This window comes from Paenochrobactrum pullorum (genome assembly GCF_041929845.1).
Lineage (GTDB): Bacteria > Pseudomonadota > Alphaproteobacteria > Rhizobiales > Rhizobiaceae > Paenochrobactrum > Paenochrobactrum pullorum.
On record NZ_JBHEEH010000001.1, the window covers coordinates 440,065 to 461,521 of the forward strand.

The window sequence follows — 21,457 nt, forward strand, 5'->3', positions numbered from 1 at the left end:
GTATCCCGCCTTTTTTATTGCAGGTTTTCGTTTATTGGCTAAGCGTAATGCTTAGCCAAATTGTTAAGTGGAATGGGAGCCGTTATGGCCAGAACAGATATTGCCCGGCGTGTTTATAACCATGCATGGAAGCTGGATCCGATCGTCCGCAGTCTGCTGGATACGGATTTTTATAAACTGCTTATGCTGCAAATGATCTGGGGGCTCTATCCGAAAGTTGATGCAACTTTTTCGCTGATCAACCGTACCAAAACCGTGCGTTTGGCTGACGAGATTGATGAAGGCGAATTACGCGCTCAGCTAGACCATGCCCGCACGTTGCGCATTTCAAAGAAGGAAATGATCTGGCTGGCCGGTAATACATTTTATGGCCGCAAGCAGATTTTCCAGCCGGAATTTCTGCATTGGCTGCAGGATTTCCAACTGCCGGAATATGAGCTGATCCGCCGTGATGGTCAGTATGAGCTCAATTTCCACGGGCCTTGGTCACACACCACCATGTGGGAAATTCCGGCCCTTGCCATCATCAATGAAATGCGCTCGCGCGCCGCGATGAAGAATTTAGGGCCTTTCGCACTTGATGTGCTTTATGCCCGTGCGAAAGCTAAAATGTGGAGCAAGGTCGAGCGGTTACGTGAATTGCCGGACCTGAAAGTATCGGATTTCGGTACCCGCCGCCGCCATTCTTTCCTGTGGCAGCGCTGGTGTGTGGAAGCTTTGAAAGAAGGTATCGGCGATTCTTTCACCGGCACCAGCAATGTGTTGCTGGCGATGGATACCGATCTGGAAGCGCTTGGCACCAACGCGCATGAATTGCCGATGGTGCTTGCAGCCCTTGCTAATACGGATGAAGAACTACGTACCGCTCCTTACCGCGTCTTACAGGACTGGAACCGCTATTATGGCGGCAATCTTTTAATTGTGCTGCCGGATGCATTCGGTACGGCTGCATTTTTGCACGATGCACCTGATTGGGTGGCGGATTGGACAGGTTTCCGTCCTGACAGCGCTCCGCCGATTGAAGGTGGTGAGCGTATTATTCAATGGTGGAAAGAACACGGCAAAGACCCGCGTGAGAAAATGTTGATTTTTTCCGATGCTTTGGATGTGGATACGATTGAAGAAACCTACCACCATTTTAAAGATCGCGTGCGGATGAGCTTTGGTTGGGGCACGAACCTAACCAATGATTTTGCCGGATGCGCGCCAAACAGCATTGATGGTTTGAAAGCCATTTCGCTGGTTTGCAAAGTGATTGATGCCAATGGCCGTCCGGCAGTAAAATTGTCGGACAATATCCAGAAGGCCACCGGCGATCCGGCAGAAGTGGAGCGCTATATTAAATTCTTCGGCAACGAAGAGCGCAGCGACCATCTGGTGCGGGTTTAATGATCCCGCACAGCTGATTGTTAAAGCTCATGCGCCCAAGGTGGATTGGCTCCTGCACGGGAAATCGTCACTGATGCCGCATTAATACCAAGGCGCAGAGCTTGCAAAATGGCCATGTCGGAGAGTTTCGCAACAGCTTGCTTGTTTAAAAGCTGCTGGCTGTGGAGGCTTGCTAAAATACCGGCATTGACGGTGTCACCGGCACCGACTGTATCAACGACATTCACTTTTTGCGCAGCCACGCATAATTTGCCATGCGGTGTATAAGCATCCGCACCATTGGCGCCGCGGGTAATGATAATAAGTCTCACGCCTTGGGCAAGCCATTCATCAATCTTGGCATCTTGATTGTCTTCGCTGGCAAACCAGCCTAAATCTTCATCCGATAATTTGATGATGTCGGCATGTTTGATCATACGGTTGAGACGCGACAGGTAGGCGTCGCGGTCTTGAACGAAATTGGCGCGGATATTGGGGTCAAGCATAATGACCCGTTTGGTTTTTTCCCGCATCATCAGCGCTTCAAAAGTGCTGCCGCATGGTTCGGAAATCAGGCTGATGCCGCCAAAAAGCAAGGCCGACACAGCGTCATCCAAAGCTGGAATATCATCGATATGCAGCAGGCGGGTTGCGGTATTTTCATCATAAAAAGCATAGGATGCCTGACCATTGACAAGGCGGACGAAGGCAAGTGTTGTCGGGCGGTCGGATGGAATAGCGTATTTGTCACTGACATTGGATGCGGCCATGGTGCCACGCAACACGTCACCGAAAAAATCGGATGAGAGGCCGGTGAGCAAGCCGGAAGGCGCACCAAGGCGGCCAATGGCAACGGCGCTATTGAAAATTGCACCACCCGCATGAGGCTTGAAAACGGGTTCGCCAGCTTCATTAATCTCCACAATCATGTCAATCAAAGCTTCGCCGCAGCACAGGATCATGTTGTCCCCCTGTTTTATAAATAATCAGACGTGTTGTCCGCCGTTAATGTGGATTTCAGAGCCGGTGACATAAGACGAGGCTTCGGAGCACAAATAATAAATTGTTTCGGCAACTTCCGAGGTCTGGCCCAAACGGCGTAATGGCAGCTGGTCTACCAGCTTTTCGGTACCGGGCGAGAGAATGGATGTTTCAATTTCACCCGGTGCAATTGCATTAACACGAATGCCGTGCGGACCGAAATCCGAAGCCATCTCGCGGGTGAGGGCTGCAAGCGCTGCTTTGGAGGTGGAATAGGCGGTGCCGGCAAAAGGATGCACACGGCTTCCGGCAATAGAGGTTACGTTGACGATGGAACCTTGTGCCGCTTCCAATTCTTTAAAAAGGCCGCGTCCCAACATGATCGGAGCCATGAAATTGACCTGAAAGACATCACGCCAAATCTGCATCGGGGTTTCCAGCGAGTTGAGACGGCGCCCGCCTTCGGCTTTGGGCGATATACCGGCATTGTTGACGAGTGCATGCAACCGGCTTCCTTGCGCCTCAAGGCGTCGACGAATTTCGCCAATTCCGCGCCCGATATCTTCTGCATCGGCCAGATCAATTTTGATATGGTCTTCAGGCCCCGCAGGCCACGGGCAATTTTCGGAAAAATCCTGCCGCGAGCAGGTGATAACCCGCCATCCGGCTTTGGAAAAACGTTTGACGGTAGCATGGCCGATACCTCGGCTGGCGCCGGTCAATACAAGAGTTTTACGCTCTGATTCACTCATAATTGCCTCACTGTTCAACCTTGAATAACCTATTGATTAAAGGAATTCGAGTAGACTTATTGATCATCTCACCGTTAATCCGTAGTTTGGCATTCTTTATGGAGGCCATATGCAAAAATTTATATTGGCAATTGATCAGGGAACAACATCAACACGCAGTATTGTGTTCAATCAAAGGCGGCGCGTTGTTGGTGTGGGACAGGAAGAATTTGAACAGCATTTTCCACAATCCGGCTGGGTCGAGCACGATCCGGAGGATATCTGGCGCACCGTTGTGGAAACAAGCCGTCAAGCCATCCGCAACGCGCATATAGAGGCCGGTCAAGTTGCTGCCATCGGCATAACCAATCAGCGCGAAACTGTGGTTGTTTGGGACAAACATACCGGTCGCCCACTTTATAATGCGATTGTCTGGCAAGACAGGCGAACTGCTTTGTTTTGCTCGCAATTGCGCGATAGCGACCACGAGGAGATGGTGGTTTCCAAAACGGGTTTGTTGCTTGATCCATATTTTTCGGCAAGCAAAATCCGCTGGATTTTAGATAATGTCCGCAATGCCAGAGTGCGCGCCGAAAAAGGCGAATTACTATTTGGCACTATTGATTGTTTTTTAATCTGGCGACTGACGGGGGGGCAAGTTCATGCGACCGACGCCACCAATGCCTCGCGCACGCAGCTGTTCAATATTGCTGAGCAGACTTGGGATGACGAGCTGTTAAAGCTATTTGATATTCCGCAGGCAATGCTGCCGGAGGTAAAAGATTGCGCTGATAATTTTGGCGTCACAAGCGCCGAAATTTTAGGAGCGGAAATCCCAATCCTTGGTGTTGCGGGCGATCAGCATGCCGCTTTGATGGGGCAAGCTTGTTTTCAACCAGGTATGGTTAAATCAACCTATGGCACTGGTTGTTTTGCACTGATTAATACCGGCGAAGATATTGTGCGCTCAAAGAACCGGCTTTTGACCACGATTGCTTATCGTTTGAACGGCAAAGTCGCTTATGCACTGGAAGGGTCAATTTTTATTGCCGGTGCGGCAGTGCAATGGTTACGCGATGGTTTGAGAATTATTGAAAGCGCCGATCAGTCGGGCAAGCTTGCAGATGATGCTGATCCGCATCAGGATGTTTATCTGGTTCCGGCTTTTGTTGGCCTTGGTGCGCCGCATTGGGATGCGGATGCGCGTGGTGCGATATATGGTTTGACACGCAATACAGGCCCCGCCGAATTTTGCCGCGCTGCACTGGAATCGGTTGCCTATCAAACCGCTGATTTATTGCAGGCGATGCAAAAAGACTGGCAAAATGCTTCGCAAACCGTGCTTCGTGTCGATGGCGGCATGGTGGCTTCGAATTGGACCATGCAGCGTCTGGCCGATATTCTCAATGTCGAGGTGGATCGCCCTGAAATTCTGGAAACAACAGCATTGGGTGCGGCATGGCTTGCCGGTTCCAAGGCTGGTCTTTGGGCCGGTGCTGATGAGTTTTCCCAAACATGGGCGCTTGAGCGTCGTTTTGAGCCTAAAATGGATCAGATGGAGCGGACGCGTAAGATTTCGGGCTGGAAAGATGCGTTGTCGCGCACTTTGTCCCGCTAATTGTTCAGCGCATAAAAAAGGCTGCGTCCTGATGGGCGCAGTCTTTGTTTTTTTTATAGGTTGCTATTTTAATTGCCCATAATGATATCGAGCAATGTGGTTGGTTTATTTGCCGGTTGTGCCGGTGCGTTGTCATCAATAGCGGCATTTGGCTGTGTGGTTTCAGGTGCTGGTGGCCAATAGCCATCATCATCCTGTGGCACATTCTGGCCGTCATAACTGCCGAATGGCGCATCAATATCGGGCATATTATCGCTTCCGCCCGGTACGATATTTTCGATATGATAGGAGCCGGGAAGCGGTGTAATCGGCACGCCTTTATGCGCGGCGGTCATGAAGCTTTTCCATGCGGTCACCGGCAAAGTGGAGCCGAAAACACGCTTCATCGATTTACCGTCATCATTGCCAAACCAAACACCGGTGGTAAGGTTTGAAGTATAGCCGACAAACCATGCATCGCGGAAGTTTTGTCCGGTACCGGTTTTACCCGCAGCAGGCCAACCGAATTGCGCGCGCTTGGCGGTACCGTCTTCAACGGTACGGCTGAGCATCGCGTTCATCATGCCGATATTGCGTTCATCAATAACGCGTGGGCCTAAAATATTGTCACGTTGATAAAGCACGGTGCCGTCATTGGTTGTAACTTTTTCAATCATAAAGGGAGGCGCACTATAGCCGCCATTGGCAAATGGCACATAAGCATCGGTGAGTTCCACCAAGGATACTTCGGAGGTGCCAAGTGCCAGCGAAGCATTGTCGGCAAGCTTCGATTGGATGCCGAGACGATGGGCTGTATCAATGACCGCTTGCGGGCCGACTTCCATCACCAATTGCGCCGAAACGGAGTTGAGCGAATGGGAAAGGGCGGTGGCAAGTGTCACTTCACCCATATATTTACCGCTGTCATTGCCCGGTGTCCATTTACCGATGCGGATCGGTGCATCATTGCGAACGGAATCCGGTGTGCGTCCTTGTTCAAGAGCGGTCAGATAGACAAAAGGTTTAAATGCAGAAGCGGGCTGACGACGGGCGTCACTTGCGCGGTCAAACTGGCTGGCAGCGTAATCATAGCCACCAATCCAGGCGCGCACAGCGCCTGTTGCATCAATGGAGACAAGTGCGCCTTGTGAAACCTGCATTTTGTCTTTGTTTTGCGAAATCAGATCACGAATGATTTCCTCGCCCGTATGTTGCAGGTTCATGTCGATGGTGGTTTGAACCGTGATGTCGTCATGCACATCGCCGATCAGACTTTTCAATGAACCGACAATACGGTCTGCGGCATAGTTTTCCGAACCTTGCCAATAGCTGGCGGCGCGTGTTGGCGGCTCGCTTTCAGCAATGGCTTTATCGGTATCGTTGATCATGCCTTGTTCACGCATGGCGGCCAGCACCAGTTTGGCACGGTCGGAGGCAGCTTGCGGGTCACGTGCAGGCGAGAGACGGGAAGGGGCTTTTAAAAGGCCAGCCAGAGTAGCTGCTTCAATAAGCGTGACATCACGGGCGGATTTGTCGAAATAACGCCTTGAAGCGGCATCGACACCAAAAGCACCGGAACCCAGATAAACGCGGTTGAGATACATCTCCAAAATCTGGTCTTTGGTATATTTATGCTCAAGCCATAAAGCGAGCATGACTTCCTGCACCTTACGCTCGATGGTGCGCTCAGGTGAAAGAAACAGGTTTTTAGCCAACTGCTGGGTCAGGGTGGAGCCGCCCTGTGCTGCGCGCCCCTTGGTGATGTTGGTTACCACTGCACGAGCAAGGCCAATCGGATCAATACCGAAATGGGAGTAAAAACGTCTGTCCTCAATGGCGACAACGGCTTGCGGAATATAAGGCGACATTTCATGTAAGCCTACAGATTCACCACCCGTTGTACCGCGATTGGCGATCAGATTGCCGTTGGCATCGAGAATTTTGACATTTGGTGGACGGTCAGGAATTTCCCAATCAGTTGTCGGTGGCATTTTAGCGGCAAAATAAACCAGTACACCGGCAAAACCGATGGCGCCCCAAAGGCCAAGAACCATTAACCAGTAAATCAACCGGCGCAATCTGCCCCAAAAGCCGGCAGGCTTTTTCTTTGAGCGTTTGCCTTTTTGTTTCGGTTGCGGCGTGCGTCTGCCAGATGTGCGATCACTTTCGTCAGCACGAAAATCATCATGGCCATTTTTTTGTTTTGAACCACCAAAGCTCGGCTCAATGCGATTGTTGTTATTTTTGCGTGACGACATACGTGATCAGATTCTGTCCGGCTAATAATTTTTGTCTGCTCTGTATGATAAATGCGGCGGTTTAAAGGGGGGTAAAGATTGTAACCGGATTTATTGTTTGCCCCGCTTGATTGGTAATGAGTGAAACCTGCCCTGACCATGGAGGCATTGGTCAGAGCAGACTTCAAGGAACGTGAATATGATCACGCCTTAGAAGCGATAGGCAACCCCGATGCGAACCTCGTCGGTTTTAAGCTTGGTTTTGTATTCAAAATTATCAATGGCAAAGGTTTTGCGGCCATAATCTGTGTGGCGATATTCAAGGCGCAGTGCTGTATTGCTGGCAAGTGCGTAATCAACACCTACACCAGCTGTCCAACCGGTCATGGTGGAGTTAGCGTCTTGATAATTGAAGTTTGTGTCATAAAGCGAATTTTTTACTTGAGCGAAGGCAATACCACCGGCGAGGTAGGGCATCCAGCGATCCATCGCAAAGCCAAGACGTGCGCGTACAGCACCTGACCATTCCAGCTTGCTTTCATGATTGAAATCTTGTGATGTAGTGGAATCGATAACCGCAGTATAGATCAGGTTTTGGCGCGCGCTATTGTAGGTTAAATCTGCATCAATACCGAGAATCATATTATTCCAGAATTCAAAGTTATAACCGCCATAAATTCCACCTAACACTCCGTCGGAACTGTTGCGCGTGTGATGCTGACCGTCAAAGCGTTCTTTGAAGCTGCCATTCTGATAACCAGTCTGGAAGCCTAAATAAGCGCCTGTCCAAGAGTGTCCGTAGTCAATAACGGGCACGATTTCGTGATGCATAATGGCATCGGCTGCCTGAGCATAATTGGCAGTGGTTAATGCAAGTGTAGATGCTATAAGTAATTTTTTCATGAAAACCTCAATTGTGAAATAATGTATAGGGTAGATAATGAAGACATCGTCTCATGATAACCTGTATATGTATGTAGTATTAAAGTAACACATCATGGATTGTTGCTTTTAATATATTATTATATTTGATTTATATGAATGAATATTTGTTTATTTTTAATAAAATAAGTATTATTGGAAATATAGGTTTGATGGAATAAAATATTAAAATGAAAAAGGCGACAAAGCTTTCGCACTGTCACCTTTTGCTGATTCTATTTGAATTGAGATGCAGATAAATCAGGCGTGCGAGAAAATATCCTGCTCATCCCAGCCCATCAGATCAAGTTCTGCGCGGGTCGGCAGAAATTTGAAGCATTCTGCGGCTTGGTTTTTACGGCCATCGCGTTCCAGTCTCTGCTCAAGAATGGTTTTGAGGCGGTGCAGATAAAGCACATCCGAGGCTGCATATTCCAACTGAGCTTGCGACAGGGTTTCTGCCGCCCAATCCGATGACTGCTGTTGCTTGGAAATCGAAACATCCAGCAGCTCGCCGCAAATTTCCTTCAGGCCGTGGCGGTCTGTATAGGTGCGGGTCAGTTTTGAAGCAATTTTGGTGCAGAAAACCGGCAGCGGCATCACGCCGAATGTGTGATAAAGAACAGCAATATCAAAACGGCCGAAGTGGAAAATTTTGGTGATGTTGTCATCGCTCAAAAGTTTCATCAGGTTCGGTGCCTGTTTTTGCCCCTTTTCAATCTGGATGATGTCGGCAGTACCGTCACCGGGCGAAATCTGCACCACGCATAGGCGGTCGCGCAGTGGATTAAGTCCCAGTGTTTCGGTGTCGATGGCAACGGAATCCACCTGATAATTGCTTAAATCAGGCAGATCGTTTTTGTGAAAGCGAATAGTCATTGCATGCCGTTTCTTTGCGGGGATTATTTTTGTGCCAGGGCGTTTAGAATGCGAGCCCATGAGCGCTGCCCCTTATGGAAGGAAGTGATTTCGTATTTTTCGTTTGGTGAGTGGATACGGTCGTCTTCAAGGCCGAAGCCGACGAGCAGCGATTCCATGCCCAGATAAGTGTTGAAATCGCCAACGATTGGAATGGAGCCGCCCATAGCGATGAGAGCTGCCGGATTTGGCCATTCGTCGGACAATGCGTCTTTAGCTTTGTTGACGAGGGAGGAATCGTAAGGCAGTTGAATGGCAGGTGAGCCGCCGTGATCGGAAAATTCTGCGCGGCAATCGGTTGGCAATCTGTCGAGAACAAACTGATGGAAAGCGGCGCGGATTTTTTCCGGATCTTGTTTATGTACAAGGCGGAATGAGATTTTGGCAGAAGCTTGAGCAGCAATAACGGTTTTGAAGCCGTCGCCTGTGTAGCCGCCGGTGATGCCGTTGACTTCGGCAGTCGGGCGCGCCCATGTCAGCTCCAGAATACTGCGGCCTTTTTCGCCACTTGGCTGGGAAAGACCAATAGGACCTAAGAAATTTTCAGCTGTGCGACCGAGATTGTCCCATGATTGCAGGATTTGTGATGGAGTTTCTTCAACGCCGTCATAAAAGCCAGGAATAGTGATATGGCCGTTTTCATCATGAATATCGGCAATGATCTTGCTCAAAATATGGATAGGGTTGGCCGCAGCGCCACCGAAAAAGCCGGAATGAAGGTCGCGGTCAGCTGCAAAAATGGTAACTTCCGTGCCTACAAGACCGCGTAAGCCTACCGAAATAGCCGGTGTGTTGATATCCCACATCGAGGTGTCGCAAACGAGCGCGCAATCGGCTTTCAGTTCTTGTTTGTTTTGCTCCAAAAACGGCTTCAATGATGGTGAACCGGATTCTTCTTCGCCTTCAAACAGAAGGGTGACTTTAACAGGCAATTTGCCATGGACGGCTTTATAAGCGCGGCAAGCTTCAACAAAGGTCATCAATTGGCCTTTATCGTCCGAGGTGCCGCGACCGGTCATGATTTTGCGGCCATTGCCCAAATCTTTGACGGCAGGTGCAAACGGATCATTTTCCCAAAGATTGAGCGGATCAACAGGCTGCACATCATAATGGCCGTAGAAAAGCACATGTGGTGCATCGCTTGAGGGGCCTTCATGATGGGCAACAACCATCGGATGCCCCGGTGTATCACGAACACTTGCCTCAAAGCCGATGGATTGCAGGTCTTTGACCAGCCACTCGGCGGCTTGGCGGCAATCGGCTTTGAAAGCCGGATCGGTGGAAATGGATTTGATGCGCAACAAATCGAACAAATGTTCGACGCTGGCGTCAAAACTGGTATCAATATGCGACAAAACGGGATCGAGAGCGATTGTGGACATTGCTAAGCCTGACTTGGTGTAAAATCCGGTTTGGACATTAAACCAGATTTGGACGCGAAATGAAGTAAAGGCACACTACAGCATCGTATCATTGTGCTGCAAGGATGAAAGCGCGTGTCGGGTCTTAAGACTTTAAGGGAATGGGTAAATGTACTGACCGTCGTGGCGAGGGGGAAGGCCACAACGGTCATACTCTCAAGTTGCACATTTCCCGAAAGGGGTGGGGGAAACGGCTTTGGTCAGCTTTAGTTGGGGGAAAAGCTGACGATCAACAGTGCGTTGATGAAAATGAATTGACCATGGAATCATGTCCTTTCAAGGGCAAAATTACGAAATTTCAGCGTCGTTTTTGCGTGTTTTTTGAAAATAATAATCATATGCGTGGATGGGGCATGGAGATTATCAAGGTTTTATTTCTTTTCGCGGCAGATTGCTTTAAGACTTTGAGCCATGAAAAAAGGCGATCATTTATTTCTCATCGACGGTTCGGGTTATATTTTCCGGGCTTACCATGCATTACCACCGCTGACGCGCAAATCTGATGGTTTGCCGGTTGGCGCGGTGTCGGGTTTCTGCAACATGTTGTGGAAGCTTTTAAAAGATGCCCGCGACACGGATTTGGGCGTGGTGCCGACGCATTTTGCAGTGATTTTTGACTATTCGTCGAAAACCTTCCGCAATGAAATTTATCCGGAATATAAAGCTAATCGTACCGCGCCGCCGGAAGATTTGATCCCGCAATTCGGGCTTATCCGTCAGGCAACGCGCGCTTTCGATCTGCCCTGCATCGAAAAAGAAGGCTTTGAGGCGGATGATCTGATTGCCACTTATGCCCGCCATGCAACGCAAGCTGGCGGTGATGTAACGATTGTTTCGTCGGATAAAGATTTGATGCAGCTCGTTTCGCCACAAGTGTGGATGTATGACGGGATGAAAGACAAGCAGATTGCTATTCCGGAAGTGATTGAAAAATGGGGCGTTCCGCCGGAAAAAATGATTGATCTGCAATCATTGACCGGTGACAGCACCGATAATATTCCGGGCATTCCGGGAATCGGACCCAAAACCGCCGCTCTTCTTTTGGAAGAATATGGCGATCTTGATACATTGCTGGCGCGTGCTGGCGAGATCAAGCAAAATAAGCGCCGTGAGAATATTATCGCTTATGCCGAGCAGACCAAAATTGCGCGTGAACTGGTGACATTACGCACCGATGTGCCGGTGGATGTTGATCTGGATGCTTTTGTACTTGAGCCGCAAAACGGGCCCAAATTGATCAGCTTCCTGAAGGCGATGGAATTTACCTCATTGGTTCGCCGTGTGGCGGATGCAACTGATACGGATGCGTCTGTGGTCGAACCATGTCATGTGGAAACCGAATGGGGCGCGGATGCCCGTGGACCTGATCTGGATTTGGGCACGGCAGTGACAGCAGCTGATGCAGATAATGCCGGGTCTGCCGCAGCGGTCGCAGGCGGTATGCCGTCCGATCTGGTGGCGTCGCGCATAGGTCAAGCACTGACGAAAAAGATTGATACATCATCCTATACCTGTATCCGTGATCTAAAATTGTTGGAAAGCTGGCTCGATGAAGCGCTTGAAAAAGGCGTGATGTCCTTTGACACCGAAACCAATTCGCTTGATCCGATGCAGGCTGATCTGATTGGTTTTTCTATCGCTCTTGAAAGCGGCAAAGTAGGTTATGTGCCGTTGCAACATAAGTCCGGTCAGGATGATTTGCTGGGCGGCGGATTGGTTGAAAACCAAATCCCGTTCGATGCTGCCATTCAAGCGCTGAAGGTGGTTTTGGAAGATAAATCTGTGCTGAAAATTGCGCAGAACATGAAATATGACTGGCTGATCATGCGCCGCTACGGCGTCAATATCGTGTCTTTTGATGATACGATGTTGCTGTCTTATGTGCTTGATGCGGGTGCCAATGCGCATGGCATGGATGCACTGGCCGAGCGCTGGTTGGGTCATAAAACCATTGTCTATAAAGATGTTGCCGGCACTGGCAAAAATGCCGTCACCTTTGATATGGTCAATCTGGAAAAAGCCACCGCCTATGCCGGCGAAGATGCTGATGTTACTTTACGTCTGTGGCAGGTGTTGAAGCCACGCCTCATTGCTGATGGACTGACTTCCGTTTATGAACGTCTGGAACGTCCGCTGGTTGCTGTTCTGGCGCGGATGGAAGAGCGCGGCATTTCCGTTGATCGCCAGATATTGTCGCGTCTTTCAGGTGAATTGGCACAAGCAGCCGCCGGATATGAGGAAGAAATTTACGAACTGGCCGGTGAAAAGCTCAATATTGCATCACCAAAACAGCTTGGTGATATACTGTTTGGTAAGCTCAACCTGCCGGGTGGCGCAAAAACCAAAACCGGCCAATGGTCAACCTCGGCGCAAGTATTGGAAGATTTGGCCGCAGAAGGCCATGAGTTGCCGCGCAAAATCGTTGATTGGCGTCAGCTTACCAAATTAAAATCTACCTATACGGATGCGCTGCCGGGCTTTATTAATCCGCAAACCAAGCGCGTGCATACATCTTATTCGATGGCTGCAACCACCACAGGGCGCTTGTCGTCATCGGATCCGAATTTGCAGAATATTCCGGTGCGCACCAGTGAAGGCCGCAAAATCAGAACCGCTTTTGTGGCTGAGCAAGGCAATAAGCTGATTTCTGCCGACTATAGCCAGATTGAATTGCGCGTGCTTGCCCATGTGGCGGATATTGCACAACTCAAACAGGCCTTTGCCGATGGTATTGATATTCATGCCATGACGGCTTCTGAAATGTTTGGTGTGCCGGTGGAAGGCATGCCGTCTGAAGTGCGCCGCCGCGCCAAAGCGATCAATTTCGGCATCATTTATGGTATCTCGGCTTTTGGCCTTGCCAATCAATTGTCGATTTCGCGTGAAGAGGCGAGCCAATATATTAAAACTTATTTCGTGCGTTTTCCTGGAATTCGTGATTATATGGATGCGACCAAGGAATTTGCGCGTGAACATGGCTATGTCGAAACCATTTTCGGCCGACGCGCGCATTACCCTGAAATTAAAGCGTCTAATGCGCAAATCCGTGCTTTTAACGAGCGCGCTGCCATTAATGCGCCAATTCAGGGCTCTGCTGCTGATATTATCCGCCGTGCGATGGTGCGCATGGAAGATGCTCTTGATGCGGTGGGTCTGTCGGCACGGATGCTTTTGCAGGTGCACGACGAATTAATCTTTGAAACCCCTGAAGAAGAGGTAGAAAAAACCATACCGGTGATCCGCGATATTATGGAAAATGCTGCCATGCCGGCAGTGTCTCTTTCGGTTCCGTTACAGGTAGATGCGCGTGCAGCGCATAACTGGGATGAGGCACACTAAGCATGAGCAAGGTTGACCACGGGCGCTGTACCCTTTAGGGAGAACGTAACCAATTTGTTTTCTGTATCCGTCGTGCCAAGGCGATCTTTGCGTCCCGGATGTGGAATTCTTTTTTCGAAAGTCATTCATGTCCCTGCCTGAAACAATCGCTCCGGCTCTGTCCGGCGCTCTTGCCGCTCGTGGTTATGCCTCGCTTACTGCCGTTCAAACGGCAGTATTGGCACCCGAAGCGGCCGATACTGACCTTTTAGTCTCTGCCCAGACGGGCTCCGGTAAAACCGTTGCATTTGGTATTGCTATTGCTGCCAAGCTTTTGGACGGTAAAGAACGTTTTGGTGCGGCGCGCACCCCTTTGGCAATGATTATTGCACCAACCCGTGAGCTTGCTTTGCAGGTGCGTCGTGAACTGGAATGGCTCTATGCCCAGACCGGTGCACGTATTGCCTCTTGTGTTGGCGGTATGGATATCCGTTCTGAGCGCCGCGCGCTGGAACAGGGTGCCCATATTGTGGTCGGCACACCCGGTCGTCTTCGCGACCATATCACCCGCAATGCACTTGATATGTCGACGCTGCAAGCTGTTGTGCTTGACGAAGCCGACGAAATGCTTGATCTTGGTTTCCGTGATGATCTGGAATTCATTCTGGGTGAAGCGCCGGAAGACCGCCGCACATTGATGTTCTCGGCCACAGTACCAAAACAAATCGCATTGCTTGCCAAGCGCTTTCAGCGTGATGCATTGCGCATCACTGCTGCCGGTGAAGCTGGCCAGCATGTGGATATTGAATATAAAGCCATGGTTGTGCCGCCACATGAGCGCGACCTCGCCATCGTCAATACGCTGCTTTATTATGATGCACAAAATACAATTATTTTCTGCGCCACCCGTGAAGCAGTCAAGCATTTGGCAAGCCGTTTGTCTAACCGTGGTTTTGCGGTTGTAGCCCTTTCCGGTGAGTTGAGTCAGGCCGAGCGTAACAATGCGCTGCAATCCATGCGTGATGGCCGTGCCCGCGTTTGCGTTGCAACTGACGTTGCTGCTCGCGGTATTGATTTGCCAAATCTGGATTTGGTGATCCACGCTGAATTGCCGACCAACCCTGAAACTTTGCTGCACCGCTCCGGCCGTACCGGTCGTGCGGGTCGTAAAGGAACTTGTGTTCTTGTTGTGCCTTTCTCTCGCCGCCGTTCGGCTGAGCGTTTGTTGCAAATGGCAAAACTGAGCGCCGAAACAATGCCGGCACCAGGTATTGCCGCGGTTCAGGCCAAGAACAACGAGCGTATCCTTAACGAAGTTGAGCAGGTCGAGGCTTTGGATGAAGAGCATCACGATCTTCTGAAAACCTTGCAGGAACGTTACACGCCGGAACAGATCGCCAGTGCATATCTGGCTCGCGAATTGTCTCTGCGTCCTGTGCCGGAAGAATTGTCCGATGCACAGATCCGTCCATTGGAAAACCGCCGCGGTAATGACCGTTTCGAACGTAATGACCGTAATGATCGCGGCGATCGTGGTGGCCGTGGCGAACGTGGCGACCGCTTTGGTGGCGAGCGTCAGGAACGTGGTCCACGTTTTGATGGTGTTTGGTACTCGCTTTCAGCTGGTCGTAAACACCGCGCTGATCCGCGTTGGTTGCTGCCTTTGATTTGTAAAGCGGGCGGTATTACCAAGCGTGAAGTTGGCTCTATCCGCATTCTGGATAATGAAACCCGTTTTGAAATTCTGACCGAAAAATCCGGTGAGTTTTTCCAAAATGTGCAAGAGCACGGAACCGGTGAAAAAGGTCTGGTCATTCGTCAGGCCAATGATGGTGGCGTTGCTGCACCACGTCGTGATGACGGCGATTTCAAACCACGCGGTTTTAAGCCTAAGGGCGACCGTTTCGGTGGCAAACCATCTTTTGATGGTCCTAAGCGCGGTGGCTGGGACAAGCCAAAGGGTGGCAAAAGAGACGGTGAAGGTTCTTTCAAAAAGAAACCGCGCCGCGAGGATTAAGAGCATGTCTCCCAAAAGTGGGCGCCGGTTTTGGGATGAAGACATGCTTAAAAGAAAGTTTTAGAGCGAACACATTGAGTGCGATTAAGTGCGAAACGCTCTAAAAATCTCTGAGGCTTAACTTCGACATTTAGAATAATGAAAAGCCCGCCCGAAACATTTCGGGTGGGCTTTTTTATTGTCATTAAAATTGGCACTTAAGAGCATAAAAAAAACCGGAGCTATGTTGGCTCCGGTTTTATTTTAATAGGTATTTCAGCCAAGCTTAAACGTCCAGATTGGCCACATTCAGCGCATTGGTCTGAATGAATTCGCGGCGTGGTTCCACTTCGTCACCCATCAGACGGCTGAAGAGGCTGTCCGCGTCGGTGGCATCTGTGACTTTCACCTGCAACAGCGAACGTGCATTTGGATCAAGAGTTGTTTCCCACAGCTGCTCGGCGTTCATTTCGCCAAGACCTTTATAGCGCTGCAAACTCAAGCCCTTGCGGCCGGTGGCAAAAACTGCATCCAGAAGTGACATCGGGCCGGAAACTTCCTCACTCTTGTCTTTGCGACGCAAGATCGGTGGTTCGGCATAAACTTCCTTCAAACGCTCGGTGAGGCGGTCGATCTGGCGCGCATCAGCAGAGCCAATCAGGCTCATATCAAGCACGAGAATATCTTTTACGCCACGCAATGTGCGTTCAAAACGATAACCGCCATCTTCATGGATATGGCCAGTCCAGCCAAGTTCGGTTTCTTCTGCAATCAAATCCAAACGCTTGGCCACTGCATCGGCAGAGGCCTGCGTCCTCTCGTCATTGGCAACCGATTCAGGGTTGAGAACACCGGCAATGGCTGCCTGTTCCACAACGCGCTTATCATAACGTGTGTGCAAACCTTGCAAAAGCTGGCGCAACATGCGCGCATCTTCGATCACATTTTTAAGATCGTGACCTGCACGCACTTCGCCGCCCTTCAATTCAAGGGATGCTTCTTCAAGGCCGGTTTCAATGAGGAAATCCTCAAAGGCTGCTTCGTTCTTGATATATTGCGAGCTCTTGCCGCGCGTTACTTTGTAAAGCGGAGGCTGGGCGATATAAATATGACCACGTTCGATCAGTTCCGGCATCTGACGGAAGAAGAAGGTCAAAAGCAGGGTTCGGATATGTGCACCATCGACGTCCGCGTCAGTCATGATGATGATTTTGTGATAGCGCAATTTGTCCGGATTGAACTCGTCCTTACCAATCGAGGTGCCGAGCGCTGTAATCAACGTTCCGACCTGATCGGAGCCAAGCATACGGTCAAAACGGGCACGTTCCACATTGAGGATTTTACCGCGTAGCGGCAAAATCGCCTGATTTTGACGCGAACGGCCACCCTTGGCGGAACCACCGGCAGAATCACCCTCAACGATGAAGATTTCTGATTTAGCCGGATCACGTTCCTGACAGTCGGCAAGTTTGCCTGGCAGCGAGGTGATGTCCAGCGCGCCTTTACGGCGGGTCAGATCACGCGCTTTGCGTGCTGCTTCACGCGCTGCTGCTGCTTCGACAATTTTGCTCATCAACAATTTGGCTTCGGTCGGATGTTCTTCCAGCCAGATTGAAAGCGCTTCATTGACGAGGCTTTCCACAACAGGGCGCACTTCTGACGAAACCAGCTTGTCCTTGGTCTGTGACGAGAATTTCGGATCAGGCACTTTGACGGAAAGAACCGCGGTCAAACCTTCACGACAATCATCGGCGGTCATCGTGACTTTTTCTTTTTTGGCAATACCGGAGCTTTCCGCATAGCCGGTCAGCTGACGGGTCAGCGCACCGCGGAAGCCAGCCAAATGTGTACCGCCGTCACGTTGCGGAATATTGTTTGTAAAACACAAAACCCGCTCGTGATAGGTATCATTCCACCACATTGCAACTTCAACGGTCATGCCGTCTTTCTCGCTGTGGATATAAATCGGCTCTTCAATGATCGGTTTTTTGCTCTGATCCAGATAGCGCACAAAAGCCTGCAAACCGCCGTCATAATGGAGCTCTTCCATGCGATGATCGGCAGGGCGTTTGTCGGTGAGAAGAATGCGCACACCGGAGTTTAAAAACGCCAATTCACGCAGGCGCCGCTCTAAAGTTTCATAGTCAAACTCGACCATGGTAAATGTGTCGGTCGATGGCATGAAGGATACTTCGGTGCCTTTTTCATCGCCTGCATCGCCGGTCACGATAAGCGGTGCATCGGCTACGCCGTGTGTAAAGCTCATTTCATGGATTTTGCCGCCACGGCGGATTTTCAGGCGCAGCCACTCCGACAAGGCGTTCACAACAGAAACACCCACACCATGCAGACCGCCGGAAACTTTATAGGAGTTCTGGTCGAACTTACCGCCCGCGTGAAGCTGGGTCATGATAACTTCGGCAGCAGAAACGCCTTCTTCTTTGTGGATGTCGGTCGGGATGCCACGACCATTATCGGTGACGGTGCAGGAACCGTCGGCGTTGAGTGTTACTGTGACCAGTGTTGCATGGCCGGCAAGTGTTTCGTCGATAGCATTATCAACGACTTCGTACACCATATGGTGCAGGCCGGAGCCGTCATCTGTGTCGCCAATGTACATGCCAGGACGTTTACGCACGGCATCGAGGCCTTTGAGCACCCGGATAGAGTCAGCGCCATAATCCGGAGTTGCTTCAGGGGTCATCTCTGGTGTCTCGGTCATGAAAAACTTTCGATTATCTGTTACGATAATGGTTTCCGGTACATCTTTGAAAAAGCCGCACCAAATTACCTTGTCGAATCATACGACATATATGAATTCAATATAGGCTCTCGCGCCGTTTTCTCCAAATTTATAGCCACGATTTAAGTGGATTTCTCATCACTTTTAGCGTGTTTTTTGAGGATTTATGCTTCTTTTCAACAAAAGCACTGTTGTACCGGTAAAAACGTCAGAGCCGGATAATTTTTACGCATGAAAAAAGCCCCTGAACAACCATGTTGAGGGGCTTTGAGAATTTTGAAATTGTAGTTTACGCAAATAGTCTTGCCGCATGCCAGCGCAAATGATCATCCATGAATGTGGAAATAAAATAATAAGAATGATCATAACCTTCGCGCATATTGAGCGTCAGCGGAATGTTGGCTTTTCTACAAACTTCTTCCAATATCCAAGGGCGCAAACCATCATCAAGAAAACCATCAGCCGTTCCTTGATCAATCAGCAGTTCCGGTACACGGTGGCCATCTTCAATCAGAAGTGTGCTGTCGTAAGAGCGCCATTGTGATTGGTCGGAGCCTAAATATTTCTCAAAGGCAGGCTTTGACCATCCGGCGGTGGAGGGCTGGGCAATTGGCGCAAAAGCTGAAACCGATTTGAACAATCCATCATTTTTAAGCGCGATGATAATGGCGCCATGCCCACCCATCGAATGGCCGAAAATGCTTTGACGTGTGAAATCAACCGGAAAGTTCTGCGCGATCAGTGCGGGTAGTTCTTGGCTAATATAGCGCTCCATCTGATAGTTTTTATCATATGGGGCTTGGGTGGCATTAAGATAAAAACCGGCACCCTGGCCAAACTGCCAGTTGTCTTTTTCATCCGGAACATTCTCGCCCCGTGGTGAGGTATCGGGGCAGATAATAGCGATGCCCAGTTCTGCAGCCATGCGGCGATATTCGCCTTTATCCATCACATTTTGATGGGTACAGGTGAGGCCGGAAAGATACCATAAAACCGGTACAGGTCCTTGTTCGGCCTGTGGTGGCAAAAAAATTGCAAATGTCATATCGCATTGGCAGGCTTCGCTTTTATGACGATAGACGCCTTGTTTGCCGCCAAAGGCTTTGGCTGTTGAAATGGTTTCCATAGATATTCCTCCAAAGCAAAAACTGTATGAACAAGAGCGCCATTCAAGTTAAAAAATGGCGCTGCTTGATTGTCATCAGATATGTGGGGCTAGGCGCATGTCGATATGCGGAATATTATCCTCGAGATATTCATCCGATATCGGAATAAAGCCAAATGAGCCGTAAAAATTCTGCAAATGACTTTGTGCGCCAAGTTCTGTCATTTGATGAGGGAAGCGCTTTTGTATAAATTCTATTGCTTCTTGCATCAGGCGGTGCCCGAGTTTGTGACCGCGATAACCTTCTGCCACCACAACGCGCCCGATTTTGACCGGTTTGCCTTCGCTTTCCGGTGGTAGAACCCGCAAATAGGCTGCAAGTTCGTCACCATCCAACAGGCGCAAATGGAAGGCATCATAGTCTTTGCCGTCAATTTCCGGATAGGGGCAATTCTGTTCGACCACGAAAACATCCACGCGCAGCTTCAGCATGGTATAAACTGCGCGCGGGGTCAGATCGTCGAGCTCGCCCCAATGAGAGGTGAAGTGCTTTTGCGTCATCAGAATGTAATCACCGAACGAATGGACTTGCCTTCATGCATCAGATCAAAAGCGGTGTTGATCTCTTCCAAAGGCATTTTATGGGTGATGAGATCATCAATATTGATCTTTCCTTCCATGTACCAGTCAACGATTTTCGGCACATCGGTGCGGCCACGCGCGCCACCAAATGCTGTGCCTTTCCAGACGCGGCCGGTGACAAGCTGGAACGGACGGGTAGAAATTTCTTTGCCGGCTTCCGCCACGCCGATGATGATTGATTCACCCCAGCCACGATGGCAGCACTCGAGCGCCTGACGCATCACATCGGTATTACCTGTGGCATCAAATGAATAATCCGCGCCGCCGTCGGTTAAATCCTGAATGGCCTGTACCACTTTGTCATTACCGATTTCGCGCGGGTTGATGAAGTCGGTCATGCCGAATTTCTTCGCCATTTCCACTTTTGCCGGATTGATGTCGACACCAATAATCTTGTCGGCACCTACCATGCGCGCACCTTGAATAACATTAAGGCCAATGCCACCAAGGCCGAACACCACCACATTGGAGCCCGGACGTACTTTTGCGGTGTAAATCACAGCGCCGATACCGGTGGTAACACCACAGCCGATATAGCAGATTTTGTCGAAAGGTGCGTCTTCACGCACTTTTGCCAATGCGATTTCCGGCAAAACAGTGAAGTTGGAGAAGGTCGAGCAACCCATATAATGGAAGATCTCGCCACCGTCGCAGGAAAAACGGCTGGTGCGATCCGGCATCAGCCCTTGGCCTTGGGTGGCTCGGATGGAGGTGCAAAGATTGGAACGCTGCGACAGGCAGGTTTTGCAAGAGCGGCATTCCGGTGTGTAAAGCGGAATGACATGGTCGCCCGGTCTCAAAGTGGTCACACCTGCACCAACTTCGCGGACAATACCCGCACCTTCATGGCCGAGAATGGCCGGAAATTTACCTTCCGAGTCAAGGCCGGAAAGGGTGTAGGCATCGGTATGACAAACACCGGTTGCCATAATTTCCACCAGCACTTCACCCGGCTTCGGGCCGCCGATTTCAATAGTTTCGATGGTTAGCGGCTTATTTGCTTCCCATGCCACAGCTGCGCGTGATTTCATTTTTGTTTCTCCTCGCGGATTATTGATTTTTATTTTAAATAGCTGCGGATGATCCGCATGATCTGGTCAATTTCGGCTTCGGCTTTTTCAAGCGGCACTGCTTTGCCTGCATCAGCACTGGCTGCGCCAAAAGTTTCACGTAAGTGGCTTTCCAGCACTTCCGCCATTAATCCGGTGGCTGCACCGCGCAAGGCTGCAAGCTGCTGCAATAATGCACCGCATTCCGTGCCTGTATCAACCGCACGTTCCAGCGCTTCCGCCTGACCTTTGATGCGGCGCAGGCGGGTGATGACGCGTTTTTTCTCTTCCGGTGTGTGCGGCATGATGTGAAAGCCCTTTAAAGCTTGATACTAAAAAACTATATACTATGGGGGAGTATGTCAATGGTGGATTTTGGCACGCGTTTATACTGGACAAACTCCGTCAAACTGGTGCAGAGCTTTTATTT

Annotated in this window: 15 protein-coding genes; 4 read left to right on the forward strand and 11 right to left on the reverse strand. The window is 50.1% G+C overall.

Annotated features, from left to right (window positions below):
* Positions 1–84 precede the first annotated feature (84 nt).
* Positions 85–1,389 carry a nicotinate phosphoribosyltransferase gene (pncB, locus tag JNC77_RS02150; protein WP_374829065.1) on the forward strand — a complete coding sequence of 435 codons (1,305 nt, stop codon included), beginning with the start codon at positions 85–87 and terminating at the stop codon, positions 1,387–1,389.
* Positions 1,390–1,409: 20 nt separating this feature from the next.
* Here the strand turns inward: pncB and JNC77_RS02155 are convergent, their stop codons facing one another.
* Positions 1,410–2,330: a carbohydrate kinase family protein gene (locus JNC77_RS02155; RefSeq protein WP_374829066.1), complete on the reverse strand. Its 921-nt coding sequence runs from the start codon at positions 2,328–2,330 to the stop codon at positions 1,410–1,412.
* Positions 2,331–2,354: 24 nt separating this feature from the next.
* Positions 2,355–3,101 (reverse strand): SDR family NAD(P)-dependent oxidoreductase, encoded by a 747-nt coding sequence (locus tag JNC77_RS02160; RefSeq protein ID WP_374829067.1) that lies wholly within the window; start codon positions 3,099–3,101, stop codon positions 2,355–2,357.
* A gap of 109 nt (positions 3,102–3,210) precedes the next feature.
* Here JNC77_RS02160 and glpK point away from each other — a divergent pair, with 109 nt between their 5' ends.
* On the forward strand, positions 3,211–4,698 hold the full coding sequence (glpK, locus tag JNC77_RS02165; protein ID WP_374829068.1) for a glycerol kinase GlpK: 1,488 nt from the start codon (positions 3,211–3,213) through the stop codon (positions 4,696–4,698).
* 68 nt (positions 4,699–4,766) lie between these two features.
* Here glpK and JNC77_RS02170 read toward each other — a convergent pair whose 3' ends face one another.
* From JNC77_RS02170 to JNC77_RS02185, 4 genes are all read right to left on the reverse strand, one after another.
* Positions 4,767–6,935, reverse strand: a complete 2,169-nt coding sequence (locus JNC77_RS02170) for a transglycosylase domain-containing protein (RefSeq protein WP_374829069.1) — start codon at positions 6,933–6,935, stop codon at positions 4,767–4,769.
* A 189-nt stretch (positions 6,936–7,124) separates the two neighbouring features.
* Positions 7,125–7,817 (reverse strand): outer membrane protein, encoded by a 693-nt coding sequence (locus JNC77_RS02175; RefSeq protein WP_374829070.1) that lies wholly within the window; start codon positions 7,815–7,817, stop codon positions 7,125–7,127.
* A gap of 279 nt (positions 7,818–8,096) precedes the next feature.
* Positions 8,097–8,714 (reverse strand): ribonuclease D, encoded by a 618-nt coding sequence (locus tag JNC77_RS02180; RefSeq protein WP_374829071.1) that lies wholly within the window; start codon positions 8,712–8,714, stop codon positions 8,097–8,099.
* Positions 8,715–8,737: 23 nt separating this feature from the next.
* Entirely contained in the window at positions 8,738–10,135 is a 1,398-nt protein-coding gene (locus JNC77_RS02185; RefSeq protein WP_374829072.1) for a M20/M25/M40 family metallo-hydrolase, read from the reverse strand.
* Positions 10,136–10,585: 450 nt separating this feature from the next.
* Here JNC77_RS02185 and polA point away from each other — a divergent pair, with 450 nt between their 5' ends.
* Together polA and JNC77_RS02195 are read left to right on the forward strand one after the other, a co-directional pair.
* On the forward strand, positions 10,586–13,513 hold the full coding sequence (gene polA / locus JNC77_RS02190; RefSeq protein WP_374829073.1) for a DNA polymerase I: 2,928 nt from the start codon (positions 10,586–10,588) through the stop codon (positions 13,511–13,513).
* A 127-nt stretch (positions 13,514–13,640) separates the two neighbouring features.
* On the forward strand, positions 13,641–15,509 hold the full coding sequence (locus JNC77_RS02195; protein ID WP_374829074.1) for a DEAD/DEAH box helicase: 1,869 nt from the start codon (positions 13,641–13,643) through the stop codon (positions 15,507–15,509).
* 265 nt (positions 15,510–15,774) lie between these two features.
* Here the strand turns inward: JNC77_RS02195 and gyrB are convergent, their stop codons facing one another.
* The 5 genes from gyrB to JNC77_RS02220 form a co-directional block, all read right to left on the reverse strand.
* Positions 15,775–18,210 (reverse strand): DNA topoisomerase (ATP-hydrolyzing) subunit B, encoded by a 2,436-nt coding sequence (gyrB, locus tag JNC77_RS02200; RefSeq protein WP_374829075.1) that lies wholly within the window; start codon positions 18,208–18,210, stop codon positions 15,775–15,777.
* 310 nt (positions 18,211–18,520) lie between these two features.
* Positions 18,521–19,357 carry an S-formylglutathione hydrolase gene (gene fghA, locus JNC77_RS02205; RefSeq protein WP_374829076.1) on the reverse strand — a complete coding sequence of 279 codons (837 nt, stop codon included), beginning with the start codon at positions 19,355–19,357 and terminating at the stop codon, positions 18,521–18,523.
* Positions 19,358–19,432: 75 nt separating this feature from the next.
* Positions 19,433–19,897 (reverse strand): GNAT family N-acetyltransferase, encoded by a 465-nt coding sequence (locus JNC77_RS02210; protein WP_374829077.1) that lies wholly within the window; start codon positions 19,895–19,897, stop codon positions 19,433–19,435.
* The gene (locus JNC77_RS02215; RefSeq protein WP_374829078.1) at positions 19,897–21,009 is read right to left on the reverse strand and encodes an S-(hydroxymethyl)glutathione dehydrogenase/class III alcohol dehydrogenase; all 1,113 of its coding nucleotides are present in this window, start codon (positions 21,007–21,009) and stop codon (positions 19,897–19,899) included. The genes JNC77_RS02210 and JNC77_RS02215 overlap by 1 nt, the downstream gene beginning before the upstream one ends.
* A gap of 29 nt (positions 21,010–21,038) precedes the next feature.
* Positions 21,039–21,332 carry a metal/formaldehyde-sensitive transcriptional repressor gene (locus JNC77_RS02220; RefSeq protein WP_374829079.1) on the reverse strand — a complete coding sequence of 98 codons (294 nt, stop codon included), beginning with the start codon at positions 21,330–21,332 and terminating at the stop codon, positions 21,039–21,041.
* Positions 21,333–21,457: the final 125 nt, after the last annotated feature.